This is a genomic window from Burkholderia sp. AU6039 (genome assembly GCF_002223365.1).
Lineage (GTDB): Bacteria > Pseudomonadota > Gammaproteobacteria > Burkholderiales > Burkholderiaceae > Burkholderia.
Map to the genome: position 1 here is coordinate 2,336,056 of NZ_NKFK01000005.1, position 16,355 is coordinate 2,352,410.

The following is a 16,355-nucleotide window of genomic DNA, read 5'->3' on the forward strand; positions in this document are numbered from 1 at the left end:
TGGCCGGCATCGTCGCCTGCACCGGCCGGGAAGGCTCGCGACGACACTGCGATCGCAGCGATTCACGCCGTCAGCGGTCCTGCATTACCATGCATGCGTTCACCGCGTCTGCCCGCCTCCGGCAGGCGCGCCCCGTCACCTTCCGCTCCCGCTCCAATGCTCGCGCTCGTCATCCTCGCCGGCCTCTGGGCCGGACTGCAGAACACCCTCGCCGGCGGCGGCTCGTTCGTCACGTTGCCCGCGCTGATCGTGTCGGGCATGTCGCCGCTCGCGGCGAACATCACGTCGACGGTCGCGCTGTTTCCCGCGCAGGTCACGACCGGCTGGGCGAGCCGCAACATGGTGCGCGGCGTCGGCAAGCTGTCGTTTCGCGCGATGTTCTTCATCAGCGTGGTCGGCGGTGCGCTCGGCGGGCTGCTGTTGCTGAAGACCCCTTCGTCGATCTTCTCGCGCCTCGTGCCGTGGCTCGTGCTGTTCGCGACGATCGTGTTCGCGTGGGGCAGCTTTTTCCGCAAGCCGGGCGAAGGCACGGCCCACCTCGGCACCGTCCCCGCCGCGTTGTCGCAGTTCATGATCGCGATCTACGGCGGCTACTTCGGCGGCGGGCTCGGCTTCCTGATGATGGCCGTGCTGACGATGGCCGGCCTGTCGCCGCGCCACGCGATGTCGACGAAGAACGCGCTCGCGGGCGTGATGAACGCATCGGCCGTCGTGCTGTTCCTGACGTCGCCGCACCTGCACTGGGGCAAGGCGCTCGCGCTCGGCGGCGGCGCGATCGCCGGCGGGCTGCTCGGCACCTGGGCGCTGCATCGCGTGAACGAACGCATGCTGCGGATCGGGATCGTCTGCATCGGCGCGGTGCTGACCGTCGGGTTGTTCGTCAAGCCGATCTGACGCGCGCTCACGCCTGCCGCCGTCGCGGCAATTGATGAGCAAACCGCAAGACGTCTTTCGCATATCTCGTTTGCCGTGACGACGGTGTCCGCCCACAATCCGGGGGTCGTCGTCATCGCCCTCTCGCGGGCACCGACCGGCACTTCGCGGCCGCCATTCCGATTCACCGCCGGCGGCCCGGCACATCGCGTCACACACGCTCCCTCGACATCGGTGCCCCATGCGGCGGCAGCACGCTTGCCGCCGCGCGGCCCGATGCGTTCCCGGCCAACGGGCCAACAATAACTAGAGGTAGGAGATGCAGGACAACTCGTTGAGGCAAAGCCTCAAGCAACGGCACATCACGATGATCGCGCTTGGCGGCGTGATCGGCGCGGGCCTGTTCGTCGGCTCCGGCGCCATCATCGCGACCGCCGGCCCCGCGGCGATCCTGTCGTACCTGATCGGCGGCGTGATCGTCACGCTGGTCATGTTCATGCTCGGCGAAATGGCGTCCCGCAACCCCGACAGCGGATCGTTCTCCACCTACGCGAGCAGCTATCTCGGCGAATGGGCCGGCTTCGCGGTCGGCTGGCTGTACTGGTTCAAGTCGATGATGACGATCACCGTCGAGGCGATCCTGCTCGGTGCGATCCTCCACGATTTCCTGCCGTGGCTGCCCGTGTGGGGCGGCGCGCTGTTCATGCTCGTCACGCTGATCGCGAGCAACGCGTACTCGGTGCGCTCGTTCGGCGAAGCGGAATACTGGCTGTCGTTCGCGAAGGTGACGACGATCATCATCTTCATGGCGCTCGGCGCATCGATCCTGCTCGGCTTCCAGCCGCGCATTCCCGCGCCGGGGCTCGTGAACCTCACGGATCACGGCGGCTTCATGCCGAACGGCATCTCGCCGGTGCTCGCCGGCGTGATGGTCGTGATCTTCTCGCTCGGCGGCAGCGAAATCGCGGCCGTCGCGGCGGGCGAATCCGAGAACCCGAGCAAGAACGTGATCCGCGCGATCAAGAGCGTGATCGTGCGCGTGATGGTGTTCTACGTCGGCTCGGTGTCGATCCTGATCCTGTGCATGCCGTGGACCGACAAGGCCAACCTGAAATCGCCGTACGTGTCGCTGTTCGGCATGGCCGGCTTCACGGGCGCGGCCGTCGCGATGAAGATCGTGCTGTTCGTGTCGTTCATGTCGGTGATGAACTCGTTCCTGTTCTCGAACTCGCGCATGCTGTTCTCGCTCAGCCAGCGCGGCCACGCGCCCGCGATGTTCGGCCGGACCAACGCGAAAGGCGTGCCGATGAACGCACTCGTGCTGTGTCTCGCGATCTGCGTGTCGATCCTCGGCGTTCACTTCGTGAGCGGCGGCGACCTGTTCCTGATGCTCGCGAAGAGCAGCGGCGCGTTCGTGATGATCGTGTGGATCTTCATCATCGTCGCGCACTTCGCGATGCGCCGGCAGGACAAGCACGCACCACGCGATCCGCAGGCGTTCCGCGCGTGGTTTTATCCGGTGTCGAACTGGATCGCGCTGCTGGCGCTGGTGGCCGTGCTCGGCTCGCAGGCGCTCAACCCGGATTCGCGCTTCCAGTTCTGGTTCACGGTATTGACGGCGCTGGCGATCGTCGCGGCCTATTTCCTGCGCCGCAAGCCGGCACAACTCGGCGAGACGGCCGGCGCGAAGGCGCGCTGACCGTTGCTCCGGAAGAGCGGCGCGCCGGTCGGCCGCCGCTCGGTTGCTCGACGTCTCGGTTGCTCAATCTCTTGGCCGCTCAGCCGAACGGCCGCACGCCGATCAGCCAGCCGTGCAGGAACCGCGCGAAGACGGCCCACACGACGAGCCCGGCCACGATCGCCACGACGTCGCCCGACAGCCTGCCCGCCGGATAGCGCACGCCATCGCGGCGGTCACGCGCGCGCCACACGACGAAATCGACCAGCGCCCATACGAAGAACGCGCCGAACAGCACGACTGCGTGCAGCGTGCCGTTCGCGAGCAGGTGCGCGATGGCCCACACCGCCACGCCGGCCACCATCGGATGGCCGACGAGCGTCTTGATGCGGTTGCCGGGCACGTAGGAGGCGGCGATCAGCACGAACGCGATCGCGGTCAGCATGCCGGTGAGGTGGCGCACGCCGACGGGCGACACCCACAGCAGCGTCGCGCCCTGGCGCGCGATGCCGTACCCCCAGATGATCAGCACGAAGCCGATGATCGATGCGATCGCGTAGGGGCCCTTCCAGCGCTTCTCGCCGATCCGCTCGATCGTCGCTGACCGCCAGCCGTCCGCGACGATCCGGATCGAGTGCACACCGAGGAAGATCGCTAAACCGAGAATCAGGACGAGCATCGGCTGTCTCCGTCTGGAATGATGAGTGGGGGAAGCGTCCCGCGCGGCGTACGATGCGCCGTTCGCGGAGCCGGCGGCGAGGCTGGCGAGGGTCGCGCCAGGCACGGGTGCAACCCGCGCCGATCATAAACGCCGAGGCCGCCGTTGTGAAGCATGGGGGATGTGCGGTGCGGCACGCGCTTGACGCTTTCGTGACTGTGTCCCTCCCCGGCCGCCCTTGTGCCAGCCGGCGCATGTCGCGTGAATCGCCGGGCGACGGCCGGGCCGACAAAAAAGAAAAGTCGCGCGGCTTTCGCTTCGCGCGGCCGGCACTATGTTTGCTTGCGCTTCGCCGGGGATTTCGCTTGGGGTTTCGACGTCGGCTTGATAGTTCGCTTCGATGCCGGTTTGGCTTCCTGTGCAGAAGCAGGCTTCGGCGACGCTTTCGATGCCGGTTTGGTGACTCGCTTCGACGCGGGCTTCGCTTCTTGAACCGGCTTCGCTTTCGGGAGTACTTTCGATGCCGGCTTGGTGGTTCGCTTCGACGCCGGCGGCTTCACTTCCTCCGCCGACGCAGGCTTCGGCAACGCTTTCGACACCGGCTTGACGACACGCTTCGACGCCGGCTTGGCTTCCTGTGCCGGCGCAGGCTTTGGCGACGCTTTCGATGCCGGTTTGGCGACTCGTTTCGACGCCGGCTTAGCCTGCTGCTGGGGCGCTGACTTCGACGACGCTTCCGATACCGGCTTGGCGGCCCGCTTCGACGCCGGCTTCACTTCCTGCGCCGGCTTCGCCTTCGGCACCGCCCTGGCCTTCCGCTTCGGCGGCCCCGCCAACAGCGCCGCGCGATAGGCGCTGCGGCACCAGTCGAACAGCGCGCCGGCATCCTCGAGCACGTCGGCCGGCGTTTCGTAATAGCCGTCGAGCGAAACCGTGCGCGTGGGCCGCTCGTACGAGAACGGCCCCATCCCCGCCGCGACGAACGCCGGACGGTTCACGTCATCCACACGCAGGAACAGCGACCCGCGCGACATGAAACCGAACATCACGCCGTCGAGCCGCATCGCCGCGCCGCTGAAGAACCGCACGACCGTGACGTTGCCGAGCGGCGCGAGCTGATACGCGATCTCCTCGCCGTGCGCCTGTTCCGATTGCCAGCTCATGCGGATGCCCTGCAGCGCTGCGTCCACGCGTCGAGCTCGGCTTCGTCGAAGCCGATCGCCGCCGCGCTCTCGCGAATCTGCCGCCACGTCGCGCGATCGACCGGTATGCCGCCGGCACCGCGCGCCGCGCGGCTCGCTTCCTCCGGCTCGCCGGGCACCTGCACCGGCGTATCGCCGGCCTGCGGCGACGCCTTCGCCCATGCGACGAACGCATCGGCTTCGCGCTGCGCGTCGGCCGCATCGAACGCGTTCGGGTCGATCAGCACCGACAGCATCCCGTTGACGATCGCGCTCGTCTTCTGCAGCGTGTCACCGTAGGTCGTATGCCCGCCGACGAGCGCGCCGCCGAAAATCTCGCACATCGCCGCCAGCGCGTACCCCTTGTGCAGCCCGAACGGCAGCAGCGCGCCGAACGGCTGTTCATGCATCACGGCCGGATCGTCGGTCGGCTGGCCGCGAGAATCGATCAGCGACCCGGCCGGCACGCGCTTGCCCTGGTTGTACGCGACGCGCGTCTTGCCGTACGCGATCGCGCTCGTCGCGAAATCGAGCAGCAGCGGCGGCTGGCCCGCACGCGGATACGCGGCGCAGAACGGGTTCGTGCCGAAGCGCGGATCGGTGCCATGCAGCGGCGCGACCAGCAGGTCGCCCGGCACGTTGACGAAATGGAACGACACGAGCCCCGCGCGCGCGCACTGCTCGGCCCAGTGTCCGATGCGGCCGAGATGATGCACGTCGCGCAGCCCGATCGCGCAGATGCCCATGCGTCGCGCGCGGTCGATCCCTTCGACCATCGCCTCGAACGCGATCACCTGGCCGAAGCCGCGACCGCCGTCGATCGTCAGCACCGCGCCGCCGTCGCGCGCGATCGACGCGTGCCCGTTCAGCTGCAACTGCCCTTCCCGCCACGACGCGACGTAGTTCGGGATCATCCCGATCCCGTGCGAATCGTGGCCCGCGAGATTCGCGCCGACCAGGTGATCGGCGACGAGCCTTGCCTCGCGCTCGCTGCTGCCGGCCCGCTCCCACAGTGCCGCGACGAATGCATGCAGCGGTTCGGCGCGCATGCGCAGCGGTTCGGTATCGGGCGTCGGCAGTGCGGTCATCGGCAAGGTTCCGTGAGGGTGGGTCGGACAGTGGTCACTGCTGAGCGCGAAGCAATCAGCGCGCGGTCGCGATCACGTCCGCGACCGCCGCCGTCAGCTTCTTCGCATACGGCACGTGCAGGAATTCGTTCGGGCCGTGCGCGTTCGACTTCGGCCCGAGCACGCCGCACACCATGAACTGCGCGGACGGGAACCCTTCCTGCAGCACGTTCATCAGCGGGATCGTGCCGCCGAGGCCCATGTACGCGCAATCGGCGCCGAAGTGGCGGCGCGACGCGGCATCGAGCGACGACGCGAGCCACGGCGCGAGATCCGGCGCGCTCCAGCCCGTCGCGGCGCCCGCGTCCGGCTTGAACGTAACCTTCGCGTTGTACGGCGGATCGAGTTCGAGCAATTCCTTCAGTTGCTGCACGGCCTGCGCGGCATCGACGAGCGGCGGCAGGCGCAGCGACAGCTTGAACGCGGTGCGCGGACGCAGCACGTTGCCCGCATCGGCGAGCGCCGGCAGGCCGGCCGCGCCGGTGACCGACAGCGACGGACGCCACGTCGAATTCAGCAGCGCCTCGCGCGGATCGGTCGTGGTCGGCAGCACCGGCTTGCCGTCCGCGCCGCAGGCCCACGGCAGCCCCTTCCATACGGCGTCGCCGAGGATCGACGCGGCCGCTTCGGCCTCGCGCACGCGGCTGTCGGGAATCTCGCAATGGAACACGCCCGGCAGCAGGTTGCCGTTCTTCGCGTCTTCGAGGCGCTCGAACAGCTGGCGCATCACGCGGAAGCTCGACGGCGCGATGCCGCCGAACACGCCCGAGTGCACGCCTTCCTCGAGCACCTCGACCTGCAGGTCGCCGGACACGAGCCCGCGCAGCGACGTGGTGAGCCACATCTGGTCGTAGTTGCCGGCGCCCGAATCGAGGCACACGACGAGCGACACCTGGCCGAGCCGGTCGCGCAGCGCATCGACGTACGGCAGCAGGTCGTAGCTGCCCGATTCCTCGCAGGTCTCGATCAGGCCGACGCAGCGCGGCCGCTCGATGCCCTGCTCGTCGAGCGCGCCGAGCGCCGCGAGGCTCGCGTAGATCGCATAGCCGTCGTCCGCGCCGCCGCGGCCGTACAGCTTGCCGTTCTCGTACTTCGGCGTCCACGGGCCGAGGTCCGCGCGCCAGCCGTCGAATTCGGGCTGCTTGTCGAGATGGCCGTACAGCAGGATCGTGTCGGTGCTGCCCGAGCGCGTGGCGGGCGATTCGAAGAAGATCACCGGCGTGCGGCCGGGCAGGCGCACGATCTCGAGCTTCAGGCCCTTCACGGGCTGGCGCTCGGCCCACTGCGCGGCATCGGTGACGACGCGCTCGAGGTAGCCGCGCTTCGCCCAGTCGGGGTCGAATGCGGGGCTCTTCGCGGGGATCGCGATGTAGTCGGTCAGGGCATGGAGGATTTCATCGTTCCACTTGCGCTCGATGAAGGTAACGAGCTTGTCATGGTCGAGGACGGGGGTAGTGTCGACGGAGGTCATGGTGGGGGTGCCTGGATCGGGCTGACGAAAACCCAGATGATACGCCGATGCTCCCGCGCCGGCGCCCCCTTCCCGGTCGCTCAGACCGCCTGCGGAAACGCGTCGCGCAGCCCCGCCGCACACGCGAGCGCGTCGCGCCACAGGCGTTGCGTCAGTTCGCCCGCATCCGCCTCACGCGCAAGCGCCGCGGCCTCGCCCGACCACAGCAGCGAGAAGTCGTCGCGGCCCTGCCGCTCGAACGCGCCGCGCAGCGGATCGAGCGCGGCCGTCGCGAGCGGGAACGCCGGCGCGAGCGTGCTCATCGGCCCCTGCTCGCGCATGAAGCGCGTCAGCAGCCCGCGCGCGGGGCGGCCCGTATACAGGTTGGTCATGCGCGTGCCGTCGTCGCGCGCGGCGCGCACCGCCGCGCGATGCTGCGCCGAGCGGCCGGCTTGCGGCGTCAGCAGGTAGCCCGTGCCGATCTGCACCGCGCGTGCGCCGAGCGCGAACGCAGCCGCGATGCCGCGCCCGTCGGCGATCGCGCCGGCCGCGATCACCGGCACGCGCACCGCGTCGACGATCTGCGGCAGCAATGCGAACAGGCCCGGTTGCGCGTGGATGTCGTCGGTCAGGAACATCCCGCGATGGCCGCCCGCCTCCGCGCCCTGCGCGACGATCGCGTCGACGCCGCGCGCATCGAGCCAGCGCGCTTCCTCGACGGTCGTCGCGGACGACACCACCCACGCACCCGTGCGCCGCACGCGCTCGAGCAGCGCATCGTCCGGCAACCCGAAATGGAAGCTCACGACGGCCGGGCGCAGTTCCTCGACGACCGCGCACATCGCCTCGTCGAACGGCGCGCGGCCGGGGCCGCCCTTCACGTCGGCCGGATCGAGACCGGCTTCCGCGTAATAACCGGCGAGCGCCGCACGCCAGCGTGCCTCGACTTCGGCGTCGGGCGCCGGCGGCGTGTGGCAGAAGAAGTTCACGTTGAACGGCGCGCTTGTGCGTGCACGAATCGCCGCGATCTCGTCGCGCAGTTGCTGCGGGCCGAGCGCCGCGCACGCGAGCGAGCCGAGCCCGCCGGCTTCGCACACCGCGATCGCGAGCGGGCTCAGCGAACCGACCATCGGCGCCTGGATCAGCGGCAAACGGGAAGGCAGCGTCGTCATCGGAATCGTCCTCGGGGAAGAAGGTGGTCGCGCGCGCCGGCGGCGCGCGTTTAATGCGCCCGATATTAACCGACAAACCCGAACCCCGATTGCGGCGCCATTTACGTCACGAACTGATTTAACCGATTCGGGAAAAAAGGATTATTCACGGCGGCTTCAGCAGCACGACCCCACCATCCATGGCCGAGACCAATGAAAACACCCACATCCTTGCTGCACGGCCCACCCACGCCCGAATTCAAACGTCGATTCATGCGTTTCAATGACATTCATCAATATTCAAGTTATTAAATACCGGCGTTTACCCTTATTAAAAACCACCAAGGCGATAACATGAAAACGTTAAATAAAACGGCGATTCATGCCGGAATCGTCAACCGGCGCCACGCCGCGCCACTTCAACCGCAACACGTCTCGTCAAGGAGCGTCGCATGTCCGATGCCAGCTCGTCCTCCTCCCGCGCCGCCGCCCCGTCGGCCGCGGCTTCCGCGCCGAAAATCGGCGTCATTCCCGCCACGCTGATGGTCGCGGGCAACATGATGGGCTCCGGCGTCTTCATGCTGCCCGCGAACCTCGCCGCCACCGGCGGCATCGCGATCTTCGGCTGGCTGATCACCGTCGTCGGCGCCGTGTCGCTCGCGCTCGTGTTCGCGAAGCTCGCGGCGATCGACCCGGCCGCCGGCGGCCCGTATGCGTATGCGCGCAAGTCGTTCGGCCCGTACATGGGCTACCAGACCAACCTGATCTACTGGCTCGCGAACGTGCTCGGCAACGTCGGCCTCGCGGTCGCCGGCCTCGGCTACCTCACGCATTTCTTCCCGGTCCTGAAGGACCCGCTCGTGTTCGCGCTCGCGCAGATCTTCGTGATCTGGCTGTTCACGTACGCAAACATCCTCGGGCCGAACGTCGTCGGCCGCGTGCAGTCGGTCACGACGATCTTCGCGCTCGTGCCGATCCTCGGGATGGCCGTGTTCGGCTGGTTCTGGTTCAGCAAGGACGTGTACTTCGCCGGCTGGAACGTGTCGGGCACCAACAGCTTCAGCGCGATCGGCGCGACGCTGAACTTCACGCTGTGGGCATTCATCGGCGTCGAGAGTGCATCGGTATCGGCCGGTGTCGTCGAGAACCCGTCGCGCAACGTGCCGATCGCAACCGTCGGCGGTGTCGTGCTCGCGGCCGTCTGCTACGTGCTCAGCTCGACCGTGATCATGGGGATGATCCCGAACAAGGCGCTGCTCGCCTCGAGCGCGCCGTTCGCGGATGCCGCGCGCCTCGCGCTCGGCGACACGGCCGCGAACGCGGTCGCGATCTGCGCGGCGCTCGGCTGCCTCGGCTCGCTCGCGGGATGGACGCTGCTGGTCGGCCAGACCGCGAAGGCGGCCGCCGACGACGGGCTGTTCGCCGGCGTGTTCGCCCGCGTGAACTCGAAGAACGTGCCGTCCGCCGGCCTCGCGATCGTCGCGCTGATCATGTCGGTGCAGGTGCTCGCGACGATGTCGCCGAGCGCCAGCGAACAGTTCGGCAAGATCGCGTCGATCGCCGTGATCATGACGCTCTTGCCGTACATCTACTCGTGCATCGCGATCAAGGTGCTCGGCTACGGCAAGATGCCGTCGCACCAGTTCACGTTCTACACGATCGTCGGCCTGATCGGCGCCGTCTACGCGCTGTGGGCAATGGTCGGCTCCGACGGCCAGCAGACGCGCTGGTCGCTGATCTTCGTCGTCGCGACGATCGTCTTCTACGAGCTGTCGATCAACCGCCAGCGCGAGATCGAGGAAACCCACATCCATCCGGGCGGCCGCTCGCCGCGCTGGGTGCGCTATCTCGCACTCGGCGTGACCATCGCCGCGCTCGCCGCCACCTTCTGGATCTCCGTGGGCCGTCACCAGGCCGACACCCTTCACGCGCGCTCGCCGGCCGTCGCCGCGAGCGTCCAGGCAACCCAATCAACGGGGGAATGACACATGACCGCTTCCTTGACCCAACCGGCCTTCCGCCGCCTCGGCATGAAGGCACTGCTCGTGCAACACGACATCGATGAACGCACGGCCACCGGGCGCGCCGCGACGGCGCTTGCCGAGGAGCTGCGCTCTCGGCTCGTCGACGTCGTGATCGCGACGTCCGCCGACGATGCGCGCGCGGTGGTCGCCGCCGATCCGGCGATCCAGTGCCTGCTGCTCAACTGGGAACTCGGCAACGACGCCGATCATGCGCCCGCACAGGCCGTGCTCGACGCGATGCGCGCACGCAACGCGACCGTGCCCGTGTTCCTGCTCGCGAGCCGCGCGAGCGCGTCCGCGATTCCGGTCGACGCGATGCGCAAGGCCGACGACTTCATCTGGATGCTGGAGGACACCACCGCGTTCATCGGCGGCCGCATCGTCGCCGCGATCGAGCGCTACCGCGAAACCGTGCTGCCGCCGATGTTCCGCGCACTCGCGAAGTTTTCGCGCGTGTACGAATACTCGTGGCACACGCCCGGCCACACGGGCGGCACCGCGTTCCTGAAATCGCCGGTCGGTCGTGCGTACTTCGAATTCTTCGGCGAATCGCTGTTCCGCTCCGACCTGTCGATCTCGGTCGGCGAACTCGGCTCGCTGCTCGATCACTCGGGCCCGATCGGCGAAAGCGAACGCTATGCGGCGCGCGTGTTCGGCGCGCATCGCACGTATCACGTGACGAACGGCTCGTCGATGTCGAACCGCGTGATCCTGATGGCGAGCGTGACGCGCAACCAGGTCGCGCTGTGCGACCGCAACTGCCACAAGTCGGCCGAGCACGCGATGACGATGTCGGGCGCGATTCCGACCTACCTGATTCCGTCGCGCAACCATTACGGGATCATCGGGCCGATCATGCCCGAGCGGCTGACGGCCGCCGCCGTGCGCCTCGCGATCGACGCGAACCCGCTCGTGCGCGGCCGCGACGGCATCGACCCGACGCCCGTGCATGCGCTGATCACGAACTCGACGTACGACGGCCTCTGCTACAACGTCGCGCGCGTCGAGGCACTGCTCGGCCAGAGCGTCGATCGATTGCATTTCGACGAGGCATGGTACGGCTACGCGCGCTTCAACCCGATCTACCGCGACCGTCACGCGATGCACGGCGATCCGTCGCAACACGACGCGAGCAAGCCGACCGTGTTCGCGACGCAATCGACGCACAAGCTGCTCGCCGCGCTGTCGCAGGCATCGTTCATTCATGTTCGCGACGGCCGCAACCCGATCGAGCACGCCCGCTTCAACGAGGCGTACATGATGCATGCGTCGACGTCGCCGAACTACGCGATCATCGCGTCGAACGACGTGAGCGCCGCGATGATGGACGGCCCCGGCGGCGAGGCGCTGACCACCGACGCGATCCGCGAGGCCGTCGCGTTCCGCCAGATGCTCGCGCGCCTGCATACGGAATGCGCGGAGAACAACGACTGGTTCTTCAACGGCTGGCAGCCCGATAGCGTCGTCGATCGCAAGACGGGCCGGCGCGTGCGCTTCCACGAAGCGGACGAGACGCTGCTCGCCACCGATCCGTCGTGCTGGGTGCTGCATCCGGGCGACACGTGGCACGGCTTCGGCGATATCGAGGACGACTACTGCATGCTCGACCCGATCAAGGTGTCGATCGTCACGCCGGGTGTCGCGGCGCACGGCGGGCTGATGCCGGTCGGCATTCCGGCGTCGGTCGTCACCGCGTATCTCGACCGGCACGGGATCGTCGTCGAGAAGACGACCGACTTCACGATCCTGTTCCTGTTCTCGCTCGGCGTGACGAAGGGCAAGTGGGGCACGCTCGTCAACACGCTGCTCGATTTCAAGCGCGACTACGACGCGAACGCGCCGCTCGAACAGGCGCTGCCCGAACTCGTCGCGCGTTATCCGGAACGCTACGGCAAGCTCGGCCTGCGCGACCTGTGCGACCTGATGTTCAGCGCAATGAGCGACCTGAAGACGACCGAGATGATGTCGCGCGGCTTCTCGACGCTGCCGAAGCCCGACTACAGCCCGGCCGAGGCGTTCGAGCATCTGGTGCACAACGACATCGAGATGCTGGAGCTCGCGGAGATGGAAGGCCGCACCGTCGCGACGGGCGTCGTGCCCTATCCGCCCGGCATTCCGCTGCTGATGCCCGGCGAGAACGCGGGGCCGGCCGACGGCCCGCTGCTCGGCTACCTGAAGGCGCTCGAGCAGTACGACCTGCGCTTCCCCGGCTTCACGCACGACACGCACGGTGTCGAGGTCGAGGATGGCGTGTATCGCATCGCGTGCATCAAGCAGAAGGCGCGCGATACCCACACGCACTGAGTACACAACGCAACGCGACGCGCGACGCCGTGCCGCCGCCCGGCGGCGCGCGTCGCCACTTGCAGCCGGCGTCGGCCGCTCAGGCGGCCGGCCTCTCTCAGAGAGGCGCGATCTTGCGCCACTGCGGTGTCATCGGAAGAAAACGTCGACAGGAATCGGTACCGCGCTCAGGCGTCCCGTGCGCTTTCGCCGCGACTCATCCCGCGCCGGTACGCGGCCGGGCTCGTTGCCGCGACACGCCGGAAATGCCGGCGCAGCGATTCCTCGGAACCGAACCCCGCACGCGCCGCGACCTGCGCGAGCGACAGCGCCGGATGCGCTTCGAGCATGTCCTTCGCGACGTTCACGCGTTCGCGGATCAGCCACGCGAGCGGCGACATGCCCGTTGCATCCGCGAACTGACGCTGCAGCGTGCGCGTGCTCATCGCGGCCTGCGCGGCGAGCGACGCGAGCGTATGCGGCTCGGCCGCATGCGCGCGCATCCAGTCGATCAGCTTCGCGAGCCGGTCGGTGCCGCCCGGCGCGACCGGGCGCGGCACGAACTGCGCCTGCCCGCCGTCGCGATGCGGCGGCAGCACGAGGCGCTGCGCGACCCGGTTCGCGATCGCGCCGCCGTGATCGCGGCGCACGAGATGCAGCAGCATGTCGAGCCCCGCCGCCGATCCGGCCGAGGTGATCACCTGCCCTTCGTCGACGTACAGCGCATCGGGATTCACGCGCAGCGCCGGATAGCGTGCCTGCAGCTTCTCCGCATAACGCCAGTGGGTCGTGACCGTGAGGCCGTCGAGCACGCCGGCCGCGGCCAGCACGAACACGCCCGAACAGATCGAGCAGAGCCGCGCGCCGCGACGATGCGCGGCCCGCAGTTTCTTCAGCAGCGGCTCCGGCGGCAGTTCGTCCGGATCGCGCCAGCCGGGAATCACGATGGTGTCGGCGCGATCGAGCGTCGCGAGCCGATAGGGCGCGGCGACCGTGATGCCGCCCGCCGCGCGCACGGGCCCCGGCTCGCTCGCGCAGACCGCGAAGCGATACCAGTCGACCCCGAGCTCGGGGCGTTCGAGGGCGAACAGTTCGACCACGCAGCCGAATTCGAACGTGCAGAGGCGATCGTAGGCGAGCGCGACGACGAGATGATTGTGCATGGCGCGATGTTACCGGAACTTGTCGATCGCGCCACTGCCGCGAAACGCGCCGAACCGCGATACTGCCCTTCATTCCACCGCGTTCCACGCAATCTTCAGGAGAACCTGCCATGTCCTACGTCACCGACGTGCCCGCCGCCGACAGCCCCGCCGCCCTTGCGCATTTCGAGGCATCGCTGCGCTTCGAGACCGATTGCTGGGACGTGCACGACGCGCTCGCATCGGGCGCGCCCGATTTCGTGCTGCTCGACGTGCGCGGCCCCGATCAGTTCGCCGCCGGCCACGTGCCCGGCGCCCGCAACCTGCCGCGCCGCAAGATCATCGAGAGCAAGCTCGCCGGCTATCCGGCCGGCACGCTGTTCGTCGTCTACTGCGCGGGCCCGCACTGCAACGGCGCCGCACGCGCGGCGATCCAGCTCGCGCGCCTCGGCCGGCCGGTCAAGCTGATGATCGGCGGCGTGACGGGCTGGCTCGACGAAGGTTTCGCGCTGAGCAACGAAGTGCAGCCGGCGGACGCCGAAGCCGGCTGATCGTCATTAAAAACGCAACAATCAATTGCTTGGCCACGGCCTGCACGCAAACGGAAAAAGCGCGATACTCGGTTCCATTGCAGTTCGGATGGAGCAGCAACATGCAGAACGCAGTCCTGATTCAAGTGGCCGGTTCGGTGGCCGCGATCGCGATCTATTTTCTGCCGGCGGTCATTGCCGACCGGCGTGGCCGGCACGACAAGCTGACGGTCGCGATGTTCAACGCGCTGTTCGGGTGGACCGGCATCGGCTGGCTGATGACGCTGTACTGGGCCTGCCAGCCGAACCCGCGCACCGATGTCGCGCAGACGATCCTCGCGAAGCGCCGCGGCATCAGCATGCGGACCTTCTCGACCGGTCTCGTCGAACGCGTGCAGCGCCGCGTTGCCGCCCAGGAGCAATGGGCGGAGAAACAAGGCTGCCGTTAAGTCCCGCTTTCCCCTTCAGCGTACCGCGTCGAACTTCGGCATCCTGACGTTGGTCGACGCGCGGTAGTCCCACGCCAGCCCGTCGTGCGGCGGTACGCCGCCCGCACGCAGCCACGCCCCGAACGCCCCCGATGTCACCGCCCGCGCGATCCGCTCGCCCGGGCAACCATGCGGCCCCGTGCCGAAGCCGAAATTCGGCCCGGCCGCGCGGCCAGGGATGAACCGTTGCGGATCGCGATGCACGGCCGGGTCGCGGTTCGCGGCGGCGAGCACGACGAGAATCGCGTCGCCCGCTTCGACGCTCACGCCTTCGATCGTCGTGCGCGATGCGACGAAGCGGCGCGTGTTCTGCACCGGTGAATCGAAGCGCCCGACTTCGGCAACGAATGCGTCGAGCGCGACATCGTCCGGCGTGACGCGCGCGGCGCTCGCCCCCGCTTCCCCGTTCCACGCCACCAGCGTATTGCCGAGCCACGCGGCGGTCGCCTCGCAGGTCTGCGACAGCAGCCCGACGAGATTCGCGACCAGCGCGCCGCTCGCGTGCCAGCCCGATGCGCGGGCCGCCTGCTGCACGGCGGCAACGAGCGTGCCGTCGTGCGCCTGCGTCTGTGCGACGCGCGCCGTCATCCGGTCGAGCAGCGCTCGCGCAGCGTCGCTCGCGCGGGCCAGTGCCGCGGCATCCGACAACGGCGACAGCGCGGCGACGAAATCGACGACCTGCGCCGCGATACCGTCGAGCTGCGTCTCGTCGAAGCCGAGCAGATCGGCAACCGCGCAAACGGGCACCGTCATGCACCACGCGTTCAGCGCGCCGGCATCGCCCGGCGCCGGCAAGCGCCGCGCGGCGATCCGCGCGGCACGATCGCGCAGCGCGGCCGTGTCGATCGGCGCGAACGCCGTGCGCAGCGCCTGCTTCGGCACGTCGTGCCGCAACGCGCCATCGTTCATGCGCACCAGCTCGCCGAACAGCGCGCCGGCCGTCGTGCCGCGCAATGCGGGCGGCACGGGGGCGTCCAGCGGGCGAACCCGGCAGGCCGGATGGCCGAGCACGGCCGTCACGGCGGCCGCGCGGCTCGCGACCCACAGGCCGAGCGTGGCGTCGAACGCGAGCGGCGGCCCGTCGACGAGCGCCGCATAGTAGGGATAGGGATCGCGGTGCGTGACCGCTGCGATGGGATCGGTCGGGTTCATGCGGACAGTATCGGTGCAGTGCGCTGCCGCATGTTTCGGGTTGACGTGAAATGTCGCGGCGCGGGTATCGGGCGTGGCGGCATCGCGACGACAGCGGATCGTCAGGCAGCCGACCGGTAGCGATGCGACTGCATCCGCATGCGGACGCGCCCGGCCGAAATCGCGCGCGGCTCGGCCACCACGGTGTCGTGAGGGAACATTTCCTGCCGGAATTCGCCGTTTTCGTCGAACCACTGGCAGATCAGCCAGTCGCCGTCGTCGAATACGACCGGCCCGGCATAGGTGACGGTCATGCGCGGCCCGCCCGTCTTCAGCGTCACGACATCGCCGACGCGAAACCTGACGCGTTGATTTTCTCGGTTCGTCATCGCTCTCTCAGCATTTATATATATCGATATTCCCGGCGGACCACCCACTGTCCTTTCGAACGTGCCGCAGATTATCAATCAAATAATCAGCCGGCAACTCCCGCAGTCAAAAACATACTGACCGAGGAAATGCAACAATGCGCGGCATCGACGCGCCCGGCGAGCGCCCGATCGCCCGGTCCGGCGCGGTTTGTGCGCCGGCGCCGGCCGAACGGGCGGGAATGCGGAGAATAGACGATGTATTTTGCGT

General features: G+C 68.3%; 14 protein-coding genes. 6 read left to right on the forward strand and 8 right to left on the reverse strand.

The window, feature by feature from the left end; translation table 11 throughout:
- Positions 1-156: 156 nt before the first annotated feature.
- Positions 157-894, forward strand: a complete 738-nt coding sequence (locus tag CFB39_RS28230; RefSeq protein WP_089475301.1) for a sulfite exporter TauE/SafE family protein — start codon at positions 157-159, stop codon at positions 892-894.
- 298 nt (positions 895-1,192) lie between these two features.
- The gene (locus CFB39_RS28240; protein WP_089475302.1) at positions 1,193-2,572 is read left to right on the forward strand and encodes an amino acid permease; all 1,380 of its coding nucleotides are present in this window, start codon (positions 1,193-1,195) and stop codon (positions 2,570-2,572) included.
- A 79-nt stretch (positions 2,573-2,651) separates the two neighbouring features.
- Here the strand turns inward: CFB39_RS28240 and CFB39_RS28245 are convergent, their stop codons facing one another.
- The 5 genes from CFB39_RS28245 to CFB39_RS28265 form a co-directional block, all read right to left on the reverse strand.
- On the reverse strand, positions 2,652-3,230 hold the full coding sequence (locus CFB39_RS28245) for an NnrU family protein (RefSeq protein WP_089433023.1): 579 nt from the start codon (positions 3,228-3,230) through the stop codon (positions 2,652-2,654).
- Between the two features lie 311 nt (positions 3,231-3,541).
- A complete protein-coding gene (locus tag CFB39_RS40955; protein ID WP_256991469.1) occupies positions 3,542-4,399 on the reverse strand; it encodes a TfoX/Sxy family protein in 858 nt (285 codons plus the stop codon).
- Positions 4,369-5,478: a malate/lactate/ureidoglycolate dehydrogenase gene (locus CFB39_RS28255; protein ID WP_089475303.1), complete on the reverse strand. Its 1,110-nt coding sequence runs from the start codon at positions 5,476-5,478 to the stop codon at positions 4,369-4,371. Before CFB39_RS28255 ends, CFB39_RS40955 begins: the two co-directional genes overlap by 31 nt.
- A 55-nt stretch (positions 5,479-5,533) precedes the next feature.
- On the reverse strand, positions 5,534-6,988 hold the full coding sequence (locus tag CFB39_RS28260) for a M20 family metallopeptidase (protein WP_046548379.1): 1,455 nt from the start codon (positions 6,986-6,988) through the stop codon (positions 5,534-5,536).
- Between the two features lie 80 nt (positions 6,989-7,068).
- A complete protein-coding gene (locus tag CFB39_RS28265; protein WP_089475304.1) occupies positions 7,069-8,139 on the reverse strand; it encodes a nitronate monooxygenase family protein in 1,071 nt (356 codons plus the stop codon).
- 431 nt (positions 8,140-8,570) lie between these two features.
- Here CFB39_RS28265 and adiC point away from each other — a divergent pair, with 431 nt between their 5' ends.
- Positions 8,571-10,103 carry an arginine/agmatine antiporter gene (gene adiC, locus CFB39_RS28270; protein ID WP_089475305.1) on the forward strand — a complete coding sequence of 511 codons (1,533 nt, stop codon included), beginning with the start codon at positions 8,571-8,573 and terminating at the stop codon, positions 10,101-10,103.
- 3 nt (positions 10,104-10,106) lie between these two features.
- The gene (locus CFB39_RS28275; protein WP_089475306.1) at positions 10,107-12,446 is read left to right on the forward strand and encodes an Orn/Lys/Arg decarboxylase N-terminal domain-containing protein; all 2,340 of its coding nucleotides are present in this window, start codon (positions 10,107-10,109) and stop codon (positions 12,444-12,446) included.
- A 167-nt stretch (positions 12,447-12,613) separates the two neighbouring features.
- On the opposite strand, the gene ftrA is transcribed toward CFB39_RS28275, so the two are convergent.
- Positions 12,614-13,588 carry a transcriptional regulator FtrA gene (gene ftrA, locus CFB39_RS28280; RefSeq protein WP_011354386.1) on the reverse strand — a complete coding sequence of 325 codons (975 nt, stop codon included), beginning with the start codon at positions 13,586-13,588 and terminating at the stop codon, positions 12,614-12,616.
- Positions 13,589-13,698: 110 nt separating this feature from the next.
- Between ftrA and CFB39_RS28285 the strand changes: the two genes are divergently transcribed.
- Together CFB39_RS28285 and CFB39_RS28290 are read left to right on the forward strand one after the other, a co-directional pair.
- Positions 13,699-14,118 carry a rhodanese-like domain-containing protein gene (locus CFB39_RS28285; protein WP_089426988.1) on the forward strand — a complete coding sequence of 140 codons (420 nt, stop codon included), beginning with the start codon at positions 13,699-13,701 and terminating at the stop codon, positions 14,116-14,118.
- 101 nt (positions 14,119-14,219) lie between these two features.
- The gene (locus tag CFB39_RS28290; protein WP_011354384.1) at positions 14,220-14,546 is read left to right on the forward strand and encodes a superinfection immunity protein; all 327 of its coding nucleotides are present in this window, start codon (positions 14,220-14,222) and stop codon (positions 14,544-14,546) included.
- Positions 14,547-14,561: 15 nt separating this feature from the next.
- Here the strand turns inward: CFB39_RS28290 and CFB39_RS28295 are convergent, their stop codons facing one another.
- Complete coding sequence (locus CFB39_RS28295) at positions 14,562-15,737, reverse strand: cytochrome P450 (protein WP_089475307.1); 1,176 nt, start codon at positions 15,735-15,737, stop codon at positions 14,562-14,564.
- A 101-nt stretch (positions 15,738-15,838) separates the two neighbouring features.
- Entirely contained in the window at positions 15,839-16,105 is a 267-nt protein-coding gene (locus CFB39_RS28300) for a YodC family protein (RefSeq protein ID WP_089426987.1), read from the reverse strand.
- Between the last annotated feature and the right edge of the window lie 250 nt (positions 16,106-16,355).

Coding starts and splice junctions, on each gene's coding strand:
- CFB39_RS28230 (WP_089475301.1), top strand. CDS start 157: ATGCTCGCGCTCGTCATCCTCGCCGGCCTCTGGGCCGGACTGCAGAAC.
- CFB39_RS28240 (WP_089475302.1), top strand. CDS start 1,193: ATGCAGGACAACTCGTTGAGGCAAAGCCTCAAGCAACGGCACATCACG.
- CFB39_RS28245 (WP_089433023.1), bottom strand. CDS start 3,230: ATGCTCGTCCTGATTCTCGGTTTAGCGATCTTCCTCGGTGTGCACTCG.
- CFB39_RS28255 (WP_089475303.1), bottom strand. CDS start 5,478: ATGACCGCACTGCCGACGCCCGATACCGAACCGCTGCGCATGCGCGCC.
- CFB39_RS28260 (WP_046548379.1), bottom strand. CDS start 6,988: ATGACCTCCGTCGACACTACCCCCGTCCTCGACCATGACAAGCTCGTT.
- CFB39_RS28265 (WP_089475304.1), bottom strand. CDS start 8,139: ATGACGACGCTGCCTTCCCGTTTGCCGCTGATCCAGGCGCCGATGGTC.
- adiC (WP_089475305.1), top strand. CDS start 8,571: ATGTCCGATGCCAGCTCGTCCTCCTCCCGCGCCGCCGCCCCGTCGGCC.
- CFB39_RS28275 (WP_089475306.1), top strand. CDS start 10,107: ATGACCGCTTCCTTGACCCAACCGGCCTTCCGCCGCCTCGGCATGAAG.
- ftrA (WP_011354386.1), bottom strand. CDS start 13,588: ATGCACAATCATCTCGTCGTCGCGCTCGCCTACGATCGCCTCTGCACG.
- CFB39_RS28285 (WP_089426988.1), top strand. CDS start 13,699: ATGTCCTACGTCACCGACGTGCCCGCCGCCGACAGCCCCGCCGCCCTT.
- CFB39_RS28290 (WP_011354384.1), top strand. CDS start 14,220: ATGCAGAACGCAGTCCTGATTCAAGTGGCCGGTTCGGTGGCCGCGATC.
- CFB39_RS28295 (WP_089475307.1), bottom strand. CDS start 15,737: ATGAACCCGACCGATCCCATCGCAGCGGTCACGCACCGCGATCCCTAT.
- CFB39_RS28300 (WP_089426987.1), bottom strand. CDS start 16,105: ATGACGAACCGAGAAAATCAACGCGTCAGGTTTCGCGTCGGCGATGTC.